Raw genomic sequence first — 15,418 nt, 5'->3', positions numbered from 1 at the left:
AGGTTGAGTGAGGAGCAAATGACACCTGACGGAGCCGGAATGCCGCACCCCTCAATAGACACCTGCACAGGTTGCCGTGGAGCCCCTGCATGCTGAGGGCGCTTGTGGCGGCCCTGATGATCGGTCTTTCGATTTGGGTCCTGTCATCCGCCCGGTCGGGCGTAGAGATCAGCCAGCGCCTTGTCGGCCAGACGCCGGTGACAGAGTATGCGCAGGCAGGGGCGGATGGCCCTGCGGTGGTGATCGCGCATGGGTTCGCAGGGTCACAGCAGATGATGCAAGGCTATGCGCTGCCGCTGGCCCGCGCGGGATACCGTGTGGCGGTTTTTGAATTTCTGGGCCACGGACGACACACACAACCCATGTCTGGCGATGTGAATGCCATTGAGGGCACCACGCGATTGCTGGTCTCCCAAGTTCATGCGGTTATGGATGCTGTGACTGAGGGGGACGCACCAGTGGCGTTGCTGGGGCACTCGATGGCGACAGACATACTTGTGCGCGCCGCCCAAACGCGCGATGACGTAGGGCCGATGGTGCTGGTTTCGGCCTTTTCGCAAGAGATTGACGGCAGTGCGCCTGCCGACCTGCTGCTCATCACCGGGGCTTGGGAACCAGGCTTGCGCGCCTTTGCCGTCGACGCTCTGAAGATGGTGGATGGATCGTCCGCTCAGGGGCCGACCGCCAGCGATGGACAGCTTGAGCGCCGCGCCGTGATCGCCCCATTGAGCGACCATGTTTCCGTCCTGCACAGCCGCACGGGCCGGACGGAGGCGCTGGACTGGCTTGATCGGTTTTACGACCGCAGTTCCAACGTGCAGATCCTGCCGACCGGCTGGGCGTTGCTGGCGCTGTTCTTCGGCATGGTGCTTGCCTTCCGTCCGTTTGTGGCCCTTTTGCCGGATCGCCCTCGGGCGACCGTCTTGCTGACCGCGTGGCAGAGGCTCGTGTTGGTTCTCGTTCCTGCAATTGCCGCGCCTTCGGTCGCAGTTGCGGTGCATCCGACTTTCCTTCCGGTGCTGGTTGCCGATCACCTCATGCTGCATCTGCTCCTGTTCGGTGGGCTCCAACTGGCGTTCCTGTGGTACTGGCGCGTGCCACTTGGCGGCTTTTCAATCGCTGCCTTCGCCATTGTACTTGTTTGGTGCATTGTCTTCGGCTTCGCGCTGGATCGGTATGCGGCCAATTTCTGGCCGACGGCGGGGCGGCTGTGGATCATTGCGGTGATCGGAATAGGCGCGGTGCCGTACATGCTGGCAGATGCGATATTGGCAGCGCAGTCGTCGTTCTGGCAACGACTGGTGTTTCGCCTGGGTTTCATCGGCTCTCTGATAGTGGCGGTGGTGCTGGACTTCGAAGGGCTTTTCTTCCTGATCATGATCGCACCGGTGATGGTGCTGTTCTATCTGATCTTCGGCACAGTGGGCCGAGCGGCCGCGCGCGTGTCGGGGCCGCTTGCCCCGGGCCTTGCGCTCGGCATCGTATTGGCCTGGGCGTTGGGCGTCAGCTTCCCGCTGTTTCAGTCTTAGACGCTCAGCGTCGCCTCAACCGCGCGCTTCCAACCCGCATAGCGCTTGTCGCGAAGGTCGTCGTCCATGTCGGGGGCAAAGCTCCGGTCCGCCGCCCAGCTTTCCGCGAAAGCCTCCATGCCGGGATACAGGCCCGCACGTTGCCCTGCCAGCCATGCGGCCCCCATCGCCGTGGTTTCCAGGACGGCGGGACGGTCAACGGGCGCATCGATGATATCGGACAGGAACTGCATCGCCCAGTCATTCGCGCTCATCCCGCCATCGACGCGCAGGGTGGGGCTGGCGCCGCTGTCCTGCCAGTCAGCGTGCATCGCATCCAGAAGATCACGTGTCTGAAAGCCGACACTTTCAAGCGCGGCCCGTGCAAATTCCGCCGGGCCGGAGCTGCGCGTGAGGCCATAGACTGCACCCCGGCAATCGGCATTCCAATAGGGCGCGCCCAGACCGGTGAAGGCGGGTACGATGATCACCTCCTGATGCGGGTCCGCTTCCTCGGCCAGTGATTGGGTATCGGCGGCATTGGTAATCATCTGAGCCGCGTCACGCAGCCATTGCACGACTGCACCGGCCACGAAAATCGACCCTTCAAGCGCATAGGTCGGCACCCCGTCCAGCTGATAGGCAATCGTCGTCAGCAAACGGTTGTTGGAGGCGACGGGTGTCGTGCCGGTATTCAGCAAGGCAAAGCAACCGGTGCCATAGGTCGATTTCAACATGCCGGGTTTGAAGCAGGCCTGCCCGATTGTTGCCGCCTGCTGATCCCCTGCCACCCCGAGGATGGGCAGCGTCGCGCCCAGAACATCCGGGGCCGTCGTGCCGAAATCAGCGGCGCAATCCTTGACTTCGGGCAGCATCGCCATGGGAATGTCGAACAGGTTACAGATTGTGCTGCTCCATCTGCCCTTGTGGATGTCGTAAAGCAGCGTCCGCGCGGCGTTGGTTGCATCGGTCACATGGGCGGCTCCACCCGTCAGCTTCCAGATCAGAAAGCTGTCGACCGTTCCGAACAGCAGCTCGCCCGCCTGCGCCCGCTCGCGCGCGCCGGGCACCTCGTCCAATAGCCATTTCAGTTTGGTGCCGGAGAAATACGGATCAGCCAGAAGCCCGGTCTTGGCAGTGATCATCTCTGCGTGGCCATCATCGCGCAGAGTGCGGCAATAGTCGGTCGTGCGCCGGTCCTGCCAGACGATGGCGTTATGGATGGCTTCGCCGGTGGCCTTGTCCCAGACCACGGTCGTCTCGCGCTGATTAGTGATCCCGATGGCCGCGATCTGATCCGCGGCTAGCCCCGCTTTTGATATGGCATCCCGGCAGGTCTGAAGCGTGGTATTCCACAGATCCGCAGGATCATGTTCCACCCAGCCGCTTTGCGGGAAGTGTTGTGCAAATTCCTGCTGTGCCGTCGCGACGATCTGCATGTCTGCGTCAAACACCAATGCGCGGGTCGATGTGGTGCCTTGATCAATGGCCAGAATATGCGTCATGGGGACCCTTTCGTCTTGCCGCATGGTGTTTGCCCGTGCGCGGCGATGTCAAGCTTTCGCCATCCACCCGTCCAGCGTTTCAACCTGTTCGGGCGTCAGCCGCAGGCCCAGCTTGCTGCGGCGCCAGACAATGTCATCCCCATTGCGGGCGAATTCGTGCTGCATCAACCAGCGCACTTCGGCTTCTGTCAAGGTCGCCCCGAAATCCTGCCCCAGTGCCTTGGCGTCTGTTACATCGCCCAGCAACGGCCAGCTGTCCGTACCATACGCACGGATCAGGCGGCGCGCCCATCGGGGTGTGAGAAACGGATAATCGCTGGAAAGCCGGTCAATCAGCGTTTCCACTTCATCCACGTCGAAGTCGCCGCCGGGCAGGGGTACGCCGGCGGTCCAATGTCCTGACAGACCCGGAAAATGGGGCGCGATCTTGTCCATCGCGTCCTCTGCCAGCTTGCGATAGGTCGTGATCTTGCCCCCGAAGATATTCAGGATCGGCGCACCGCCTGCTGCTTCGACCTTCAGCGTATAATCCCGCGTGGCAGCCGCGGCGGAACTCGCGCCATCATCGTAAAGCGGACGCACCCCGGAGTAGGTCCAGACAACGTCATCATCGGTCAGCGTCTGCTTGAAATACCCATTGGCGAAATCCAGCAGATAGCGTTGCTCTTCTGGGGTGCATTCGGGTTTGGTGCCGGGATCAGGATGGTCGGCATCGGTGGTGCCGATCAGTGTAAAGTCGGTCTCATAGGGGATGGCGAAGATGATCCGCCCATCCGTGCCCTGAAAGAAATAGCACTTGTCGTGATCGTAAAGCCTGCGTGTCACGATATGGCTGCCGCGCACCAGTCGCACGCCTTCGGTGGAATTGACGCGAACCTTGCTCTGGATGATGTCGCCGACCCAGGGGCCGCCTGCGTTCACGATCATCCGGGCGTGGAACCGGTTCTTTTCGCCCGTCCGGGTGTCTTCGGTATCAATGCACCACAGGTCTCCTTCCCGCGCGGCAGAGGTCACCTTGGTCCGGCACATGATCACTGCGCCCCGCGCTTCCGCGTCACGCGCGTTCAGTACCACAAGGCGGGAATCCTCTACCCAGCAATCAGAATACTCAAAGGCCTTCTGGAATTTGGGGACAAGCGGCGCGCCCTCTGGTGTGCCCGGCAAATGCAGTGTCTTCGTGGCGGGCAGGATCTTGCGCCCGCCCAGATGGTCATACAGGAACAGACCCAAACGGATCAGCCAGGCGGGCCTGCGCCCCTTCGCCCAGGGCATCACGATGTTCAGCAGTTTTGATGTAGGTGTTTCGCCCTCGAAACGCATGTCCTTGTGATATGGCAGCACAAAACGCATCGGCCATGAGATGTGGGGCATCGCACGCAGCAGAACTTCGCGTTCGACAAGTGCGTGGCGCACCAGATTGATCTCGAAATACTCCAGATACCGCAACCCGCCGTGAAACAATTTTGTCGAAGCGGAGGACGTTGCAGAGGCAAGATCGTTCATCTCCGCCAGTGCGACGGACATGCCCCGCCCGGCTGCATCCCGCGCGATGCCACAGCCATTGATGCCGCCGCCGATCACAAACAGGTCGAATGTCTTTTCGGGTGTAGGTGTCTGAGCCATCTCGCTTCTCTGCTTTCCCTCGTGATGGGTGTATCGCAGCGCTGACGGTGTCGCAAACGGTTGGTGCACCTGTGCGGTGCGGCATATTATGAAGATGGGAAAACGCTGCCCGGACCTTCAGGGGCAGGACGTGCTTGCGCTGCCAACGCCGGATCAATTGCCTTGCGGCGTGACGCCGTCAGTCAGGAATACCGGCCTTCTTCAGGCTTGTGACGATCGTCTTGCGAAAGGTTTCATTGCGGACCGGCAACATCCGGTCATACCTTGAGGCGCTGGCTGCAGGATGAATTTCGAGCAGTCTGCTGGCTGCATCGCGTGCATCGTCGGGTCGGTCAAGCAGCGTGTACGCTGTGATCAACCCAAGATAGGACGAATCCCAGTTCGAATTCAGGGCGATCGAACGCAGAACCAGTTCAAGGCCCTCCTCAGGACGATCACAAGACAGGTGTCCGAAGCAGGCGACCAGTAAATGGCTGAAGAAACTGGGGTCCTTGGGGCCCAGCAACATGGCCCGATCCATCAGCTTCAGCCCGGCAGCGGCGTCATCGCCAAACACCAGTGCGCCACCGGCCATCGCATTTACGAAACCGGATCCGGGGTTAAGTTCAATGGCCCGCCGAACCGCAGCCAGCCCCGTCAGATAATCCTCTCGTAGCATGACCAGCGTGAAGCCGCCCAGCACGACAGCCTGCGCGTCATCGCTGCCGACTGCCAATGCGCGTCGGGCAAGGGAAATGGCAAGACCCGGATCGTCGTCGCTGTACTCCTCCCACGGGCGGGTAATCCGCTGAACAAGACCCCAAGCTGCATGCGCCAGTGCGGGCGCGTATTCAGGATCAAGGTCGATCGCCTGCATCAGCAGGTCGAGCGCCTTATGATTGCTGTCCGGCTGAATGGCATAGATATGCGGAAGCGCCTGCAAGAACAGGTCATAAGCCCCCATGTTCTCGGGTTGCTTGCTTCTTGCACGTTCGATTTCTGCCTTGCGCACAGTGGGTTCAATGGCTGCAACGACGTTTGCGGTGATCTGGTCCTGAAGGTCAAACACGTCCTCAAGACGGCCATCGAATTTGTCGGCCCAAAGATGGCTCCCCGTTTCGGCGTTGATAAGTTGCCCGGTGATGCGCACCCGTTCACCGGAGCGGCGCACGCTGCCTTCAAGGACATACCGCACCCCAAGCTCCCGTCCCACCTGCTTTATATCGACAGAACGGCCCTTGTAGACAAAACTGGAATTGCGGGCGATCACGAAAAGCTGGTCGAATTTCGACAGCGCCGTAATGATGTCTTCGGCCATGCCGTCAACAAAGTATTCCTGATCGGCTTCACCTGACATGTTGGCGAAGGGCAAAACGGCAATGGAAGGTTTGTCCTGAAGCGCAGTCGTTGCCGATGCGTCGGGTTGACGGGCAAGCGGCCTGCCCCCTGTCCCGACATGCAATGCGTATACCTTCAAAGGCTCTGCTATGTTCTTCAGCGCCTGTTCGCCCATGTCCGTCACCGACAGATCAAGCCGGGAACGGACCTGCCGATAGGCATCTTCGGAGATGCAGATCGCGCCGGCATCCGCAATCCCTTCAAGGCGTGCCGCAATGTTCACGCCGTCGCCCATCAGGTCGCCATCCCCCTCTTCGACAACATCACCAAGGTGGATACCGATGCGAAATTCGATGCGGCGTTCGGCTGGCACACCGGCGTTTCGCTCCGCCATGACGTCCTGCACCTCGATGGCGCAGCGCACGGCCTGAACGACACTGCGAAACTCGACCAAAGCACCATCGCCCGTTCGCTTCACCACCCGGCCGGAATGCACGGCAATTGTCGGGTCAATCACGTCGCTGCGCAGGCTGCGCAAACGGGCCAGCATGCTATCTTCGTCAGCACCTGTGAGGCGACTGAAGCCAACGATATCGGCAACCAGTATGGCTGCCAGTTTTCTGTTTTCGGTCATGCGCCCGCTGCTTGTTGCTGCCTCAGACTATTGTCTATTCGCGGAAATGCACAAGCCGCCGTGTGGTCTTTCAATGCTCGCCCTTCATGATTTCCCAGAACTCGGCCCGGTCGTTCGTCCGGGGGTAAGGGTCATCAGGCACCGGAACGTCCAGGAAATTGCACAAGGGCACCCAACCGTCCTTGGCTTCGAACACCAATAGCTGCTTGGGGGGGATCGCGGCTTTCACCGCCTCGATATGCGCTGCAAACGCCTTTTCCAGCCCTGCGACGTCAAGGCCCGGAGGAATACCATTCTGCCTTAGGATTTCCGTAACCATATGAAGCCATTCGTGCTGTTCCGGCGGGGCTTGGCTGATGTCTGAAAGAGCCATGTAGATCGTATGAGAAAAGCTTTCTGCCCAACTTTGGGGGCTTCGATATCCCAGAACGAACTTTGCGTCGGGGTAGGTCTCATTCAGTTCGCGGAAAAACCTTGCCGTGGGCCAGTCAACCGCGCTGTGATAGCCCTGAAAAATCTGTTCCCAATCGGGCCGACCTGCCACGGCATCCTGCCAGAGGGGCAGTTGTGAAGGCATGTTATCAAGGAGTTCGACCATATGGTAGCAAGGCCCGAAGCCCAGTTGCTCCAACGCGATCTTGAGCGACATCGTCCCTGTCCGCCCGATCCCAGCGCCAATGACTCTCAATGCCATGATCGAATTCCCTATTTATGAGACGTTGCCGTCCGACAATGCCAGAAGTGGCGACAGCCTGTGCCAAAGCCACGCACCGATCAAGGCATTTTGACTGTGAATTGAAAATCCGCGGACCGGCTGCATGTTTTAATCCGTCGACGATTTTTGGAACAGGGCCTTGGCCAAACTGTGCCTGAGCGGTCTTGCAGTGCATTGAACTAGTCATAGTTGGTCGGGCTGAGAGGATTCGAACCTCCGACCCCCTGCTCCCGAAGCAGGTGCGCTACCAGGCTGCGCTACAGCCCGACCGTGGTATATGCGTCCGGCCCGAAGGTCCCACGCCGCATATCTGCCTACAGGCTTGCGTCCAATGCTGCAAGAATGGCATCACCCATCTGTGTGGTGGAGATCGGCGTGCCGCCTTCGGGGCCCATCAGATCGGCGGTGCGTGCGCCATCCGCCAGTACCTTTTCCACCGCGCTTTCCAGGCGGGTTGCTTCATCGCCCTGGTCAAAGGAATACCGCAGCGCCATGGCAAAGCTGAGAATGCAGGCAATCGGGTTCGCCTTGCCCTGGCCGGTAATATCAGGGGCGGAGCCATGCACGGGTTCATAAAGCGCCTTGGGCCGCCCGTCTGCATTGGGTGACCCCAATGATGCTGATGGCAACATGCCAAGCGACCCGGTCAGCATGGCAGCGCAATCAGACAGGATATCGCCAAAGAGGTTATCCGTCAGGATCACGTCGAACTGTTTGGGCGCGCGCACCAGCTGCATCGCGCCGTTATCGGCATACATGTGGCTCAGCTCAACATCCGGGTAATCGGTGTCATGCACCTTTTGCACGACTTCGCGCCACAGGATACCACTTTCCATCACGTTGGCTTTTTCCATCGAACAGACCTTGTTGCCGCGGCGACGGGCCAGTTCAAAGGCTGAACGCGCGACGCGGTCGATCTCGCTTTCGGTATAGCGCTGGGTGTTGATGCCGACGCGTTCGTTGCCTTCCTCGATGATCCCACGCGGTTCACCGAAATAAACGCCAGAGGTCAGTTCCCGCACGATCATGATGTCCAGACCTGCGATCAGGTCTTTCTTGAGCGAGGAGAAATCCGCCAGCGCATCAAAGCACTGTGCCGGACGCAGGTTGGAAAAAAGGTCCATTTCCTTGCGCAGGCGCAGCAGGCCCCGCTCGGGTTTGACGGAGAAGTCCAGATCGTCGTACTTCGGGCCGCCGACGGCACCCAGCAGTACGGCGTCAGCCGCAAGGGCCTTTGCCATCGTGTCGTCATGCAGCGGCGTCCCGTGCTTGTCATATGCCGCGCCACCAACCAGATCGTGTGAGACGTCAAACGCCAGATTCCGCTTTGCACCGAACCAATCGATCACCCGCGTGACTTCTCCCATAACCTCGGGACCGATGCCGTCGCCGGCAAGGATAAGTAGTGTTGGATTGGCCATGGGATGCTCCTGGAAAAAACTGTCAGAGGCGGGGTAGCGTGACGCGCGGGGCGGGTCAAGAAGCGCTACCGTGTCAGGTCAACCCAGACAAGGCTGTGGCGGCTTGCTGCTGGATTCACCGACATCACGTCTGCACCAGTTACAGTCAGATCGGAGGAAGGCAGAACATAGTCCACGCGCATCGGCCCGGTCTGTGACCACGTCACGGTCGGCTGGTCGGGCAGGGGGTCCTGAAACGCGGGATGGTTCAAAAGATTTCGCATGGCAATGCCCCGCCCGTCGCCCTTTTCGGGATCAAGATTGGCATCCCCGGCAAGGATGAAAGGAGACTCCGGCATTTGCCCCAGACGGCCCTCAAGCAGGTGAACCCAAAACGCGACCTCGTCATGGTTGCGCTTGCCATTGCGGTCTTCGTCCCCGTCGAAAACCGGGGGGCTGGCATGGAAGGTCATCAGGGTAACGCGCCCAAGGGTCGGGTGGTTCAGGGGCACCAACCAGTGACCATGCGAAGACAGCCGCTGGATTGCGATGGCCTCCGGACTGGGGAAAGGACCCGCAGCGGTCTGCGGCAGCAACGCGTCTGGCAGATCACGCCACAGAAAGGCTGAATAATCGCGTATGTCTTCGGTCAGGATCGGCACCCTGGACAGAATGGCCATGCTGCCTGCGCCATAGAACCGCCCGTAGCCCTGCGCATCACCGGCCCCGCCTTTGCGGCCGTCGCCGTCCATATCAATACCGGTGGCCAATCCGGCGTTGGGCGGGGCTGCAAACCGGTAGGGATAGACCAACCCAGCAGCCGAAAGCGCCTGTTGGAACGCCTGCAAGGCGCGCCCTTCCAGATCATAGTCGAAACCTTGCAATGCTACGGTGTCCACGTCAGCCTGAACTAGGGTATCAATGACCGCCGTGATCTGCGGATCATCCCCCTTGAGAATGTCGCGCAGCAGGATGCCCGGACCCTTGCGCCCCAGTTCGGTGTTGAACGTCGCAATGCGCAGCGTTTCCGAGAACGCAGGCAAGGTAGCGATGCAAGTCAGTAGAAGTGCCAGAAGCCCGGCGGCCGAACGCCTTAGGCGGCCTGAAAATCCCCGTCGCCTTCTGCTTCGGCGTTTGCGTAGGTCCGACGGCGCTTGTCGAGGATCATATCCGCAACCCGGCCCATCGCAATGCCGCGCATGATCATACTGGCGGGAAGAAAGGCCCATGCGCTGAGTGTCCAGATCAAGGTTTGCGGATTTTCCAATGTGATTGGGTCTATCAGATCAGCTGCGGCTTTGACCACTGCGGGAATGATAAAAGGCAGCAGAAACCCCAGTGCGATATTGATCCGCGCGTCCCGCTGCAAGCGTTGCAGGACATCGCCCCCGGCGGTCGGGTCGAAAAGGGGCAGGTTGACCCAGACATTGAAGGCGCCGCCGCGTGCGGGCCACCCCAGGACACGCACCAGAAACAGGAACGCGGTCATGGCGATCAGCGAAATCAGGTAAGCCAGTCCGGCGGAGGTGCGTACGGAATTCACCAGATCGACGCTTGCCTCGGCGGGCAGCATCAGCACCACAAGGCGCACAGGTGAATACGGAAAGTCGATCGCGTTGCCCAGAATCGTCCCAATCGACGCCAGCGCATCAGTCGTCGGGGTCGGGCTGGTATCGCCTTTGATGATCAGGCTCAGCATGACGACCGTCACCAGAAGCGCCATGAAGCGCAGGCGGTTGAACGGCGGCGCATCGCGGAATTCCACGATGCTGGGGAAGTTGGAATTGTATTCGACAAAGGTCAGGAACGCAGCAAGAAGCGCGACAAGCACAGTGATCTGGGTGGAATCCGCAGCAACGCCGGGCAACAGCAATGCCGGCGTTGCAATCAGCAATGCCACAAGGACCCCGCGCACAGCAGCGCCTGTCATCCGTCCAATCACGCGTTCGCCCTTCCAAACTGGCCAGCCGCGATACGATGCCGCGTGCTTGTCCCAACTTGTTGCCCCCGGGAGATCAGGAGGCTTGCCTCAATTCTGCCCAATTTGTGCCTTCTTTCGTCACAATCCTCAAGTCTGTTGGTTAATAAGACGAAAGGTATGGGGCGATTTGATGGTGGGGGTGGTGCGTTAATGCATCAACATGATGGCCATTTGAAGGCACTTCGCAACATGTTGTGGGCGTCGAGTAGGCGCCCACAAGAAGTGTATAAAATCAGCTATTTAGCAATAATTTTTTTATGCCATCAGAAGTGATTTTTTCAGACCCAGGGGCGGCTTTGTGCCGCCTGTGCTTCAAACGCATCGATGGAGGCGGCCTTTTCCATGGTCAAACCGATGTCATCGAGGCCGTTCATAAGGCAGTGCTTCTTGAATGGGTCAACATCAAAGCGGAAGATTTCTCCATCTGACGTGGTCACAGTTTGCGCGTCCAGGTCGATTGTGATGCGGGCATTTGCCCCCTTTTCGGCATCCTTCATCATGACATCGACCTGCTCTTGCGGCAGGGCAATGGGCAGAATACCGTTCTTGAAGCAGTTGTTATAAAAGATATCCGCAAAGCTCGGTGCGATGACGCAGCGGATGCCGAAGTCCTTGATCGCCCAAGGCGCGTGTTCGCGGGATGAGCCGCAGCCGAAGTTGTCGCCCGCGACAAGGATTTCAGCGTCGCGATACTGCGATTTGTTCAGCACGAAATCGGGGATCTCGTTGCCATCGTCGTCATAGCGCATTTCGTCAAACAGGTTCACCCCAAGGCCGGATCGCTTGATTGTTTTGAGAAACTGCTTGGGGATGATCATATCGGTGTCGATGTTGATCAGGGGCATTGGGGCTGCAATGCCGGTGAGTGTGTCGAATTTGTCCATGGTCATGAACTCCTGAAGTCGGGCCACCAGTGGGAAGGTGGTATGATAATTAACGTGTCAGATCGTGAGCACAGCCGAGGCTCTTACATCATCTCCCGCACATCCGTCAGCTTGCCGGTCACTGCCGCAGCCGCTGCCATGGCGGGCGACATAAGATGCGTACGGCCCCCACGACCCTGACGGCCTTCGAAGTTGCGGTTGGAGGTTGCGGCACAGCGTTCGCCGGGTTGCAACTGATCGGGGTTCATCGCCAGACACATCGAACATCCCGCCAGACGCCATTCGAAACCTGCCTCCTTGAAGATATCGGCCAGCCCCTCTTCCTCTGCCTGTGCGCGCACAAGTCCGGAGCCGGGGACGACCATCGCGCGGATGCCGTCCTTTTTCTTCTTGCCCTTCAGGATCGCGGCGGCGGCGCGCAGGTCCTCGATCCTGCCGTTGGTGCAGGAGCCGATGAAGACCGTGTCAATTTCAACTTCCGACAGTGGCGTGCCGGCGGTCAGCCCCATGTATTCGAGCGACCGTTCCGCCGCGCCGACCTTGCCGCCTTCGAAATCGGTCGGCGCTGGCACCTTGGCTGTGATCGGCAACACGTCTTCGGGCGAGGTGCCCCATGTAACCACGGGCGCGATGTCTTCACCCTTTAGCGTGATCACCTGATCCCAATGGGCGTCATCGTCGGAATAGAGGGTTTTCCACCATTCCATCGCCGCTTCCCATTGCGCCCCTTTCGGTGCGTGCGGGCGGCCCATGCAATACTCAAACGTCTTTTCATCGGGTGCTATCAATCCGGCGCGCGCTCCGCCTTCGATGGCCATGTTGCAGACGGTCATGCGCCCTTCCATGGACAGATCGCGGATCGCCTCGCCACAGTATTCGATCACATAACCCGTGCCGCCTGCGGTGCCGGTGGCACCAATGACGGAAAGGGTGATGTCCTTGGCGGTCACGCCGGGGCGCAGCTTGCCGGTGATCTCCACCTTCATGTTTTTCGATTTCTTCTGGATCAGCGTTTGCGTCGCCAGAACGTGTTCAACCTCTGACGTGCCGATGCCGTGGGCCAAAGCGCCGAAAGCACCGTGGGTCGCGGTGTGGCTGTCGCCACAAACGACGGTCATGCCGGGCAGGGTCCAGCCCTGTTCGGGTCCGACGATGTGCACGATACCCTGTCGAACGTCAGATACGGGGTAATAGTGAATACCGAAGTCCTTGGCGTTCTTGTCCAGCGCCTCGACCTGAATGCGGCTGTCTTCGGTCATGGTCGCGGCATTGGCGCGGTCCAGCGTGGTGGGTACGTTGTGATCGGGAACTGCGATGGTCTTGTCGGGCGCGCGTACCGAGCGACCGGTCATGCGCAAACCTTCGAATGCCTGCGGGCTGGTCACTTCGTGGACCAGATGGCGGTCAATATACAGAAGGCAGGTGCCATCCTCGGCCTCGTGGGCAAGGTGTGCATCCCAGATTTTATCATACAGCGTTTTTGGGGACATGGGTGTCTCTCACTTGAAAAAGATGTCAGCAGATGTGGGGCAGGCGGTGCAGACGGACTGCGCCGGGGTCCGGTATCAGGATTGCGCGCGAAGTAGCGCAAAGAGGGTAAAGAACCGCTCCAGCAGGCGGGCATGATCGCCGATATCAAACACGTGTGTCATGGCGATCCAATAGCATTCAGCAGGGTATTCTATCAAGGGGTCAGCGAGCGGTGAAAGCTTGCGCCTCACTGCGCCTTCGGGCAGTTTTCCGTGGAAGGAGCATTCATGAACGAAACCAGCGACCCATTTGCGGATTTTCTTGTTACTCTTGAAGGGCTTTGGGTCAACGCGCTCGGCTTTCTGTCAGGAGTGCTTACACCCGGCTGGCGGCAAAATCAGGTTCTGATCGTTCTTGGGCTGGCGCTCATTGCGTGGGGTCTGCACCGCTATTCGGATACTGCGGTGCAAAACTATGTGCGTGCGCGTGAAGGCTGGGCGAAGTGGCAGTTGCGCCTGATCGTGGTGGCGCGGCGCAGGCTGGGGTTGATCTGGTTCGCACTGATGGCCTGGGCAGTCTATGCCGTTATGCAGAATATTACCTGGCCGTCGCGTTCCTATCTTGTCGGATTGGGCGCGACACTGGCTACTGTCTGGGTGTGTATCGCCTTTGCTGCGCAGCTTGTGCGCAACAGGCCGATCAGGCGCATCGTGACATGGGCGCTGTGGATCTATGCCACGCTGTATCTGCTCAACGTATCAGACGATGTGGCGGCGTTTCTGGATAGATTGGCCATCGAAGTCGGGGATTTCCGGCTTTCAATTCTGACGCTGATATCGGCACTTGTCGTGATCGGGGTGCTGATCACCATGGCACGGGTGGCAAGTCAGGCCACCGCAAGCACGATCCGGTCCAACAACGAGATCAGCCCGTCAATGCAGGTGCTGGCCGTCAAGGCCGTGCAACTGGCGTTCTATGGTTTTGCATTCTACATGGGCGTCAAGGCCGTCGGCATTGACCTGACGGGTCTTGCGGTGCTGTCGGGTGCGATTGGTGTGGGCCTTGGTTTTGGTCTGCAAAAGGTCGTGTCGAACCTTGTGTCCGGGGTGATTATCCTGCTCGACAAGTCGATCAAGCCGGGTGACGTGATTTCGCTGGGGGAGACGTTCGGCTGGATCCAGACGCTGGGCGCGCGCTACGCTTCGGTGGTGACGCGGGACGGCAAGGAATACCTGATCCCGAACGAAGACCTGATCACCGGGCAGGTCGTGAACTGGTCGCATTCCAACGAATTCGTGCGGCTCGATATCTATTTTGGCACCTCCTACGGCTGTGATCCGCATCTGGTGCGCAAACTGGCGATTGATGCGGCCAAGGGCGTGGACCGGGTGCTCAGCCACCGCGCGCCGGTGTGTCACATCGTCGGCTTCGGCGACAGCAGCGTGGATTACATCCTGCGGTTCTGGATCCGGGACCCCACGGGTGGGCTGACCAACATTCGCGGAAATGTGTATCTGGCCTTGTGGGATACCTTCAAGGAGCACGAAATCTCGATCCCGTTCCCGCAGCGCGAAGTGCGGATGCTTGGGGAGCCGGAGTGAACAAGGGCGGTGTAGTGCTGATATTGGGCAGCGGGCCCAATGCGGTGCAGGCAGCGGATTGGCCGCGCGCGTGGTTTGACCGGGTTGTGGTCATCAACAACGCCTGGCGGGTGCGGCCGGATTGGGATGATCTGGTCTTTCCTGAGGATTTTCCGGTTGACCGGCGGCCTGGCGAAATTGCGACCGTGCAACACCTGATCGAGGCGGATGCTTTTGTGCCAGCACAAAACCGCTTTGGCGGGTTCGTCTTCGCGGGGGCGACCATGGCCTATACCGCAGCCTATTGGGCGCTCGATGCCTTGCAGCCGGATGTGCTGGCGTTCATGGGCTGCGATATGGTCTATCCCAAGACAGGTGCGACGCATTTCTACGGCACCGGAACGGCGGATCCATTGCGGCCAGATGTCAGCCTGCGCGATCTGGGGGCCAAATCGGCGCGGCTTGCGCTGATCGCGGCGCTACAGGCATGTGCCTGCGTGAACCTGTCGCAGGATACGTCATCACTTGTGTTTGAACGCGCGACGGCATCAGGTCTGCGTGACATTGCCGGACCCCATGCACCAAACATCGCCGATTTGCGCGCAAGGGAGGAGGCTTTGGGATATGCCACACCAAGCGGCCATCATGCGGAATTCGCCGACAAAATCAATGTGGCGGTGCTGGATGCGCTCGATCAGGAGTGGCGCGAACGGTTCTCAAAGAGCCAGACTGCCTGATTTGACGGTACGTCACGGACCAGATCCTGTGTGTTCAAGTATCCATGCACCCCTGTGTCATTGA

The 15,418-nt window shown here is 59.6% G+C and carries 12 protein-coding genes and 1 tRNA gene; 3 read left to right on the top strand and 10 right to left on the bottom strand.

Annotated features, from left to right (window positions below; translation table 11 throughout):
• The first annotated feature begins 89 nt into the window (after positions 1–89).
• Positions 90–1,529: an alpha/beta hydrolase gene (locus AB4X18_RS06790; protein WP_370399373.1), complete on the top strand. Its 1,440-nt coding sequence runs from the start codon at positions 90–92 to the stop codon at positions 1,527–1,529.
• On the opposite strand, the gene glpK is transcribed toward AB4X18_RS06790, so the two are convergent.
• The 10 genes from glpK to leuC form a co-directional block, all read right to left on the bottom strand.
• Positions 1,526–3,013, bottom strand: a complete 1,488-nt coding sequence (gene glpK / locus AB4X18_RS06785; protein WP_370399372.1) for a glycerol kinase GlpK — start codon at positions 3,011–3,013, stop codon at positions 1,526–1,528. The genes AB4X18_RS06790 and glpK overlap by 4 nt on opposite strands.
• Before the next feature lie 48 nt (positions 3,014–3,061).
• Positions 3,062–4,636, bottom strand: coding sequence for a glycerol-3-phosphate dehydrogenase (gene glpD / locus AB4X18_RS06780; protein WP_432817218.1), 1,575 nt, complete (start codon positions 4,634–4,636; stop codon positions 3,062–3,064).
• Positions 4,637–4,814: 178 nt separating this feature from the next.
• Positions 4,815–6,587: an adenylate/guanylate cyclase domain-containing protein gene (locus tag AB4X18_RS06775; protein ID WP_432817217.1), complete on the bottom strand. Its 1,773-nt coding sequence runs from the start codon at positions 6,585–6,587 to the stop codon at positions 4,815–4,817.
• A 70-nt stretch (positions 6,588–6,657) separates the two neighbouring features.
• The gene (locus AB4X18_RS06770; protein ID WP_370399369.1) at positions 6,658–7,281 is read right to left on the bottom strand and encodes a sulfotransferase family protein; all 624 of its coding nucleotides are present in this window, start codon (positions 7,279–7,281) and stop codon (positions 6,658–6,660) included.
• Positions 7,282–7,492: 211 nt separating this feature from the next.
• Positions 7,493–7,569 (bottom strand) — tRNA-Pro (locus AB4X18_RS06765).
• Between the two features lie 47 nt (positions 7,570–7,616).
• Positions 7,617–8,723 carry a 3-isopropylmalate dehydrogenase gene (gene leuB, locus AB4X18_RS06760; protein WP_370399368.1) on the bottom strand — a complete coding sequence of 369 codons (1,107 nt, stop codon included), beginning with the start codon at positions 8,721–8,723 and terminating at the stop codon, positions 7,617–7,619.
• 65 nt (positions 8,724–8,788) lie between these two features.
• Entirely contained in the window at positions 8,789–9,745 is a 957-nt protein-coding gene (locus AB4X18_RS06755) for an endonuclease/exonuclease/phosphatase family protein (RefSeq protein WP_370399367.1), read from the bottom strand.
• Positions 9,746–9,795: 50 nt separating this feature from the next.
• A complete protein-coding gene (locus tag AB4X18_RS06750) occupies positions 9,796–10,644 on the bottom strand; it encodes a hypothetical protein (protein WP_432817216.1) in 849 nt (282 codons plus the stop codon).
• Positions 10,645–10,961: 317 nt separating this feature from the next.
• The gene (leuD, locus tag AB4X18_RS06745) at positions 10,962–11,567 is read right to left on the bottom strand and encodes a 3-isopropylmalate dehydratase small subunit (protein ID WP_370399366.1); all 606 of its coding nucleotides are present in this window, start codon (positions 11,565–11,567) and stop codon (positions 10,962–10,964) included.
• A gap of 83 nt (positions 11,568–11,650) precedes the next feature.
• Positions 11,651–13,057: a 3-isopropylmalate dehydratase large subunit gene (gene leuC, locus AB4X18_RS06740; protein ID WP_370399365.1), complete on the bottom strand. Its 1,407-nt coding sequence runs from the start codon at positions 13,055–13,057 to the stop codon at positions 11,651–11,653.
• A 267-nt stretch (positions 13,058–13,324) separates the two neighbouring features.
• On the opposite strand from leuC, the gene AB4X18_RS06735 reads away from it, so the two are divergent.
• Complete coding sequence (locus AB4X18_RS06735) at positions 13,325–14,638, top strand: mechanosensitive ion channel family protein (protein WP_370399364.1); 1,314 nt, start codon at positions 13,325–13,327, stop codon at positions 14,636–14,638.
• Positions 14,635–15,354 (top strand): hypothetical protein, encoded by a 720-nt coding sequence (locus tag AB4X18_RS06730; RefSeq protein ID WP_370399363.1) that lies wholly within the window; start codon positions 14,635–14,637, stop codon positions 15,352–15,354. The genes AB4X18_RS06735 and AB4X18_RS06730 overlap by 4 nt, the downstream gene beginning before the upstream one ends.
• Positions 15,355–15,418: the final 64 nt, after the last annotated feature.

Origin of the sequence: Sulfitobacter rhodophyticola (assembly GCF_041281685.2) — a bacterium.
GTDB lineage: Bacteria > Pseudomonadota > Alphaproteobacteria > Rhodobacterales > Rhodobacteraceae > Sulfitobacter.
This window is presented reverse-complemented; position numbering and strand designations above follow the sequence as displayed.

Coding starts and splice junctions, on each gene's coding strand:
- AB4X18_RS06790 (WP_370399373.1), top strand. CDS start 90: ATGCTGAGGGCGCTTGTGGCGGCCCTGATGATCGGTCTTTCGATTTGG.
- glpK (WP_370399372.1), bottom strand. CDS start 3,013: ATGACGCATATTCTGGCCATTGATCAAGGCACCACATCGACCCGCGCA.
- glpD (WP_432817218.1), bottom strand. CDS start 4,636: ATGGCTCAGACACCTACACCCGAAAAGACATTCGACCTGTTTGTGATC.
- AB4X18_RS06775 (WP_432817217.1), bottom strand. CDS start 6,587: ATGACCGAAAACAGAAAACTGGCAGCCATACTGGTTGCCGATATCGTT.
- AB4X18_RS06770 (WP_370399369.1), bottom strand. CDS start 7,281: ATGGCATTGAGAGTCATTGGCGCTGGGATCGGGCGGACAGGGACGATG.
- leuB (WP_370399368.1), bottom strand. CDS start 8,723: ATGGCCAATCCAACACTACTTATCCTTGCCGGCGACGGCATCGGTCCC.
- leuD (WP_370399366.1), bottom strand. CDS start 11,567: ATGGACAAATTCGACACACTCACCGGCATTGCAGCCCCAATGCCCCTG.
- leuC (WP_370399365.1), bottom strand. CDS start 13,057: ATGTCCCCAAAAACGCTGTATGATAAAATCTGGGATGCACACCTTGCC.
- AB4X18_RS06735 (WP_370399364.1), top strand. CDS start 13,325: ATGAACGAAACCAGCGACCCATTTGCGGATTTTCTTGTTACTCTTGAA.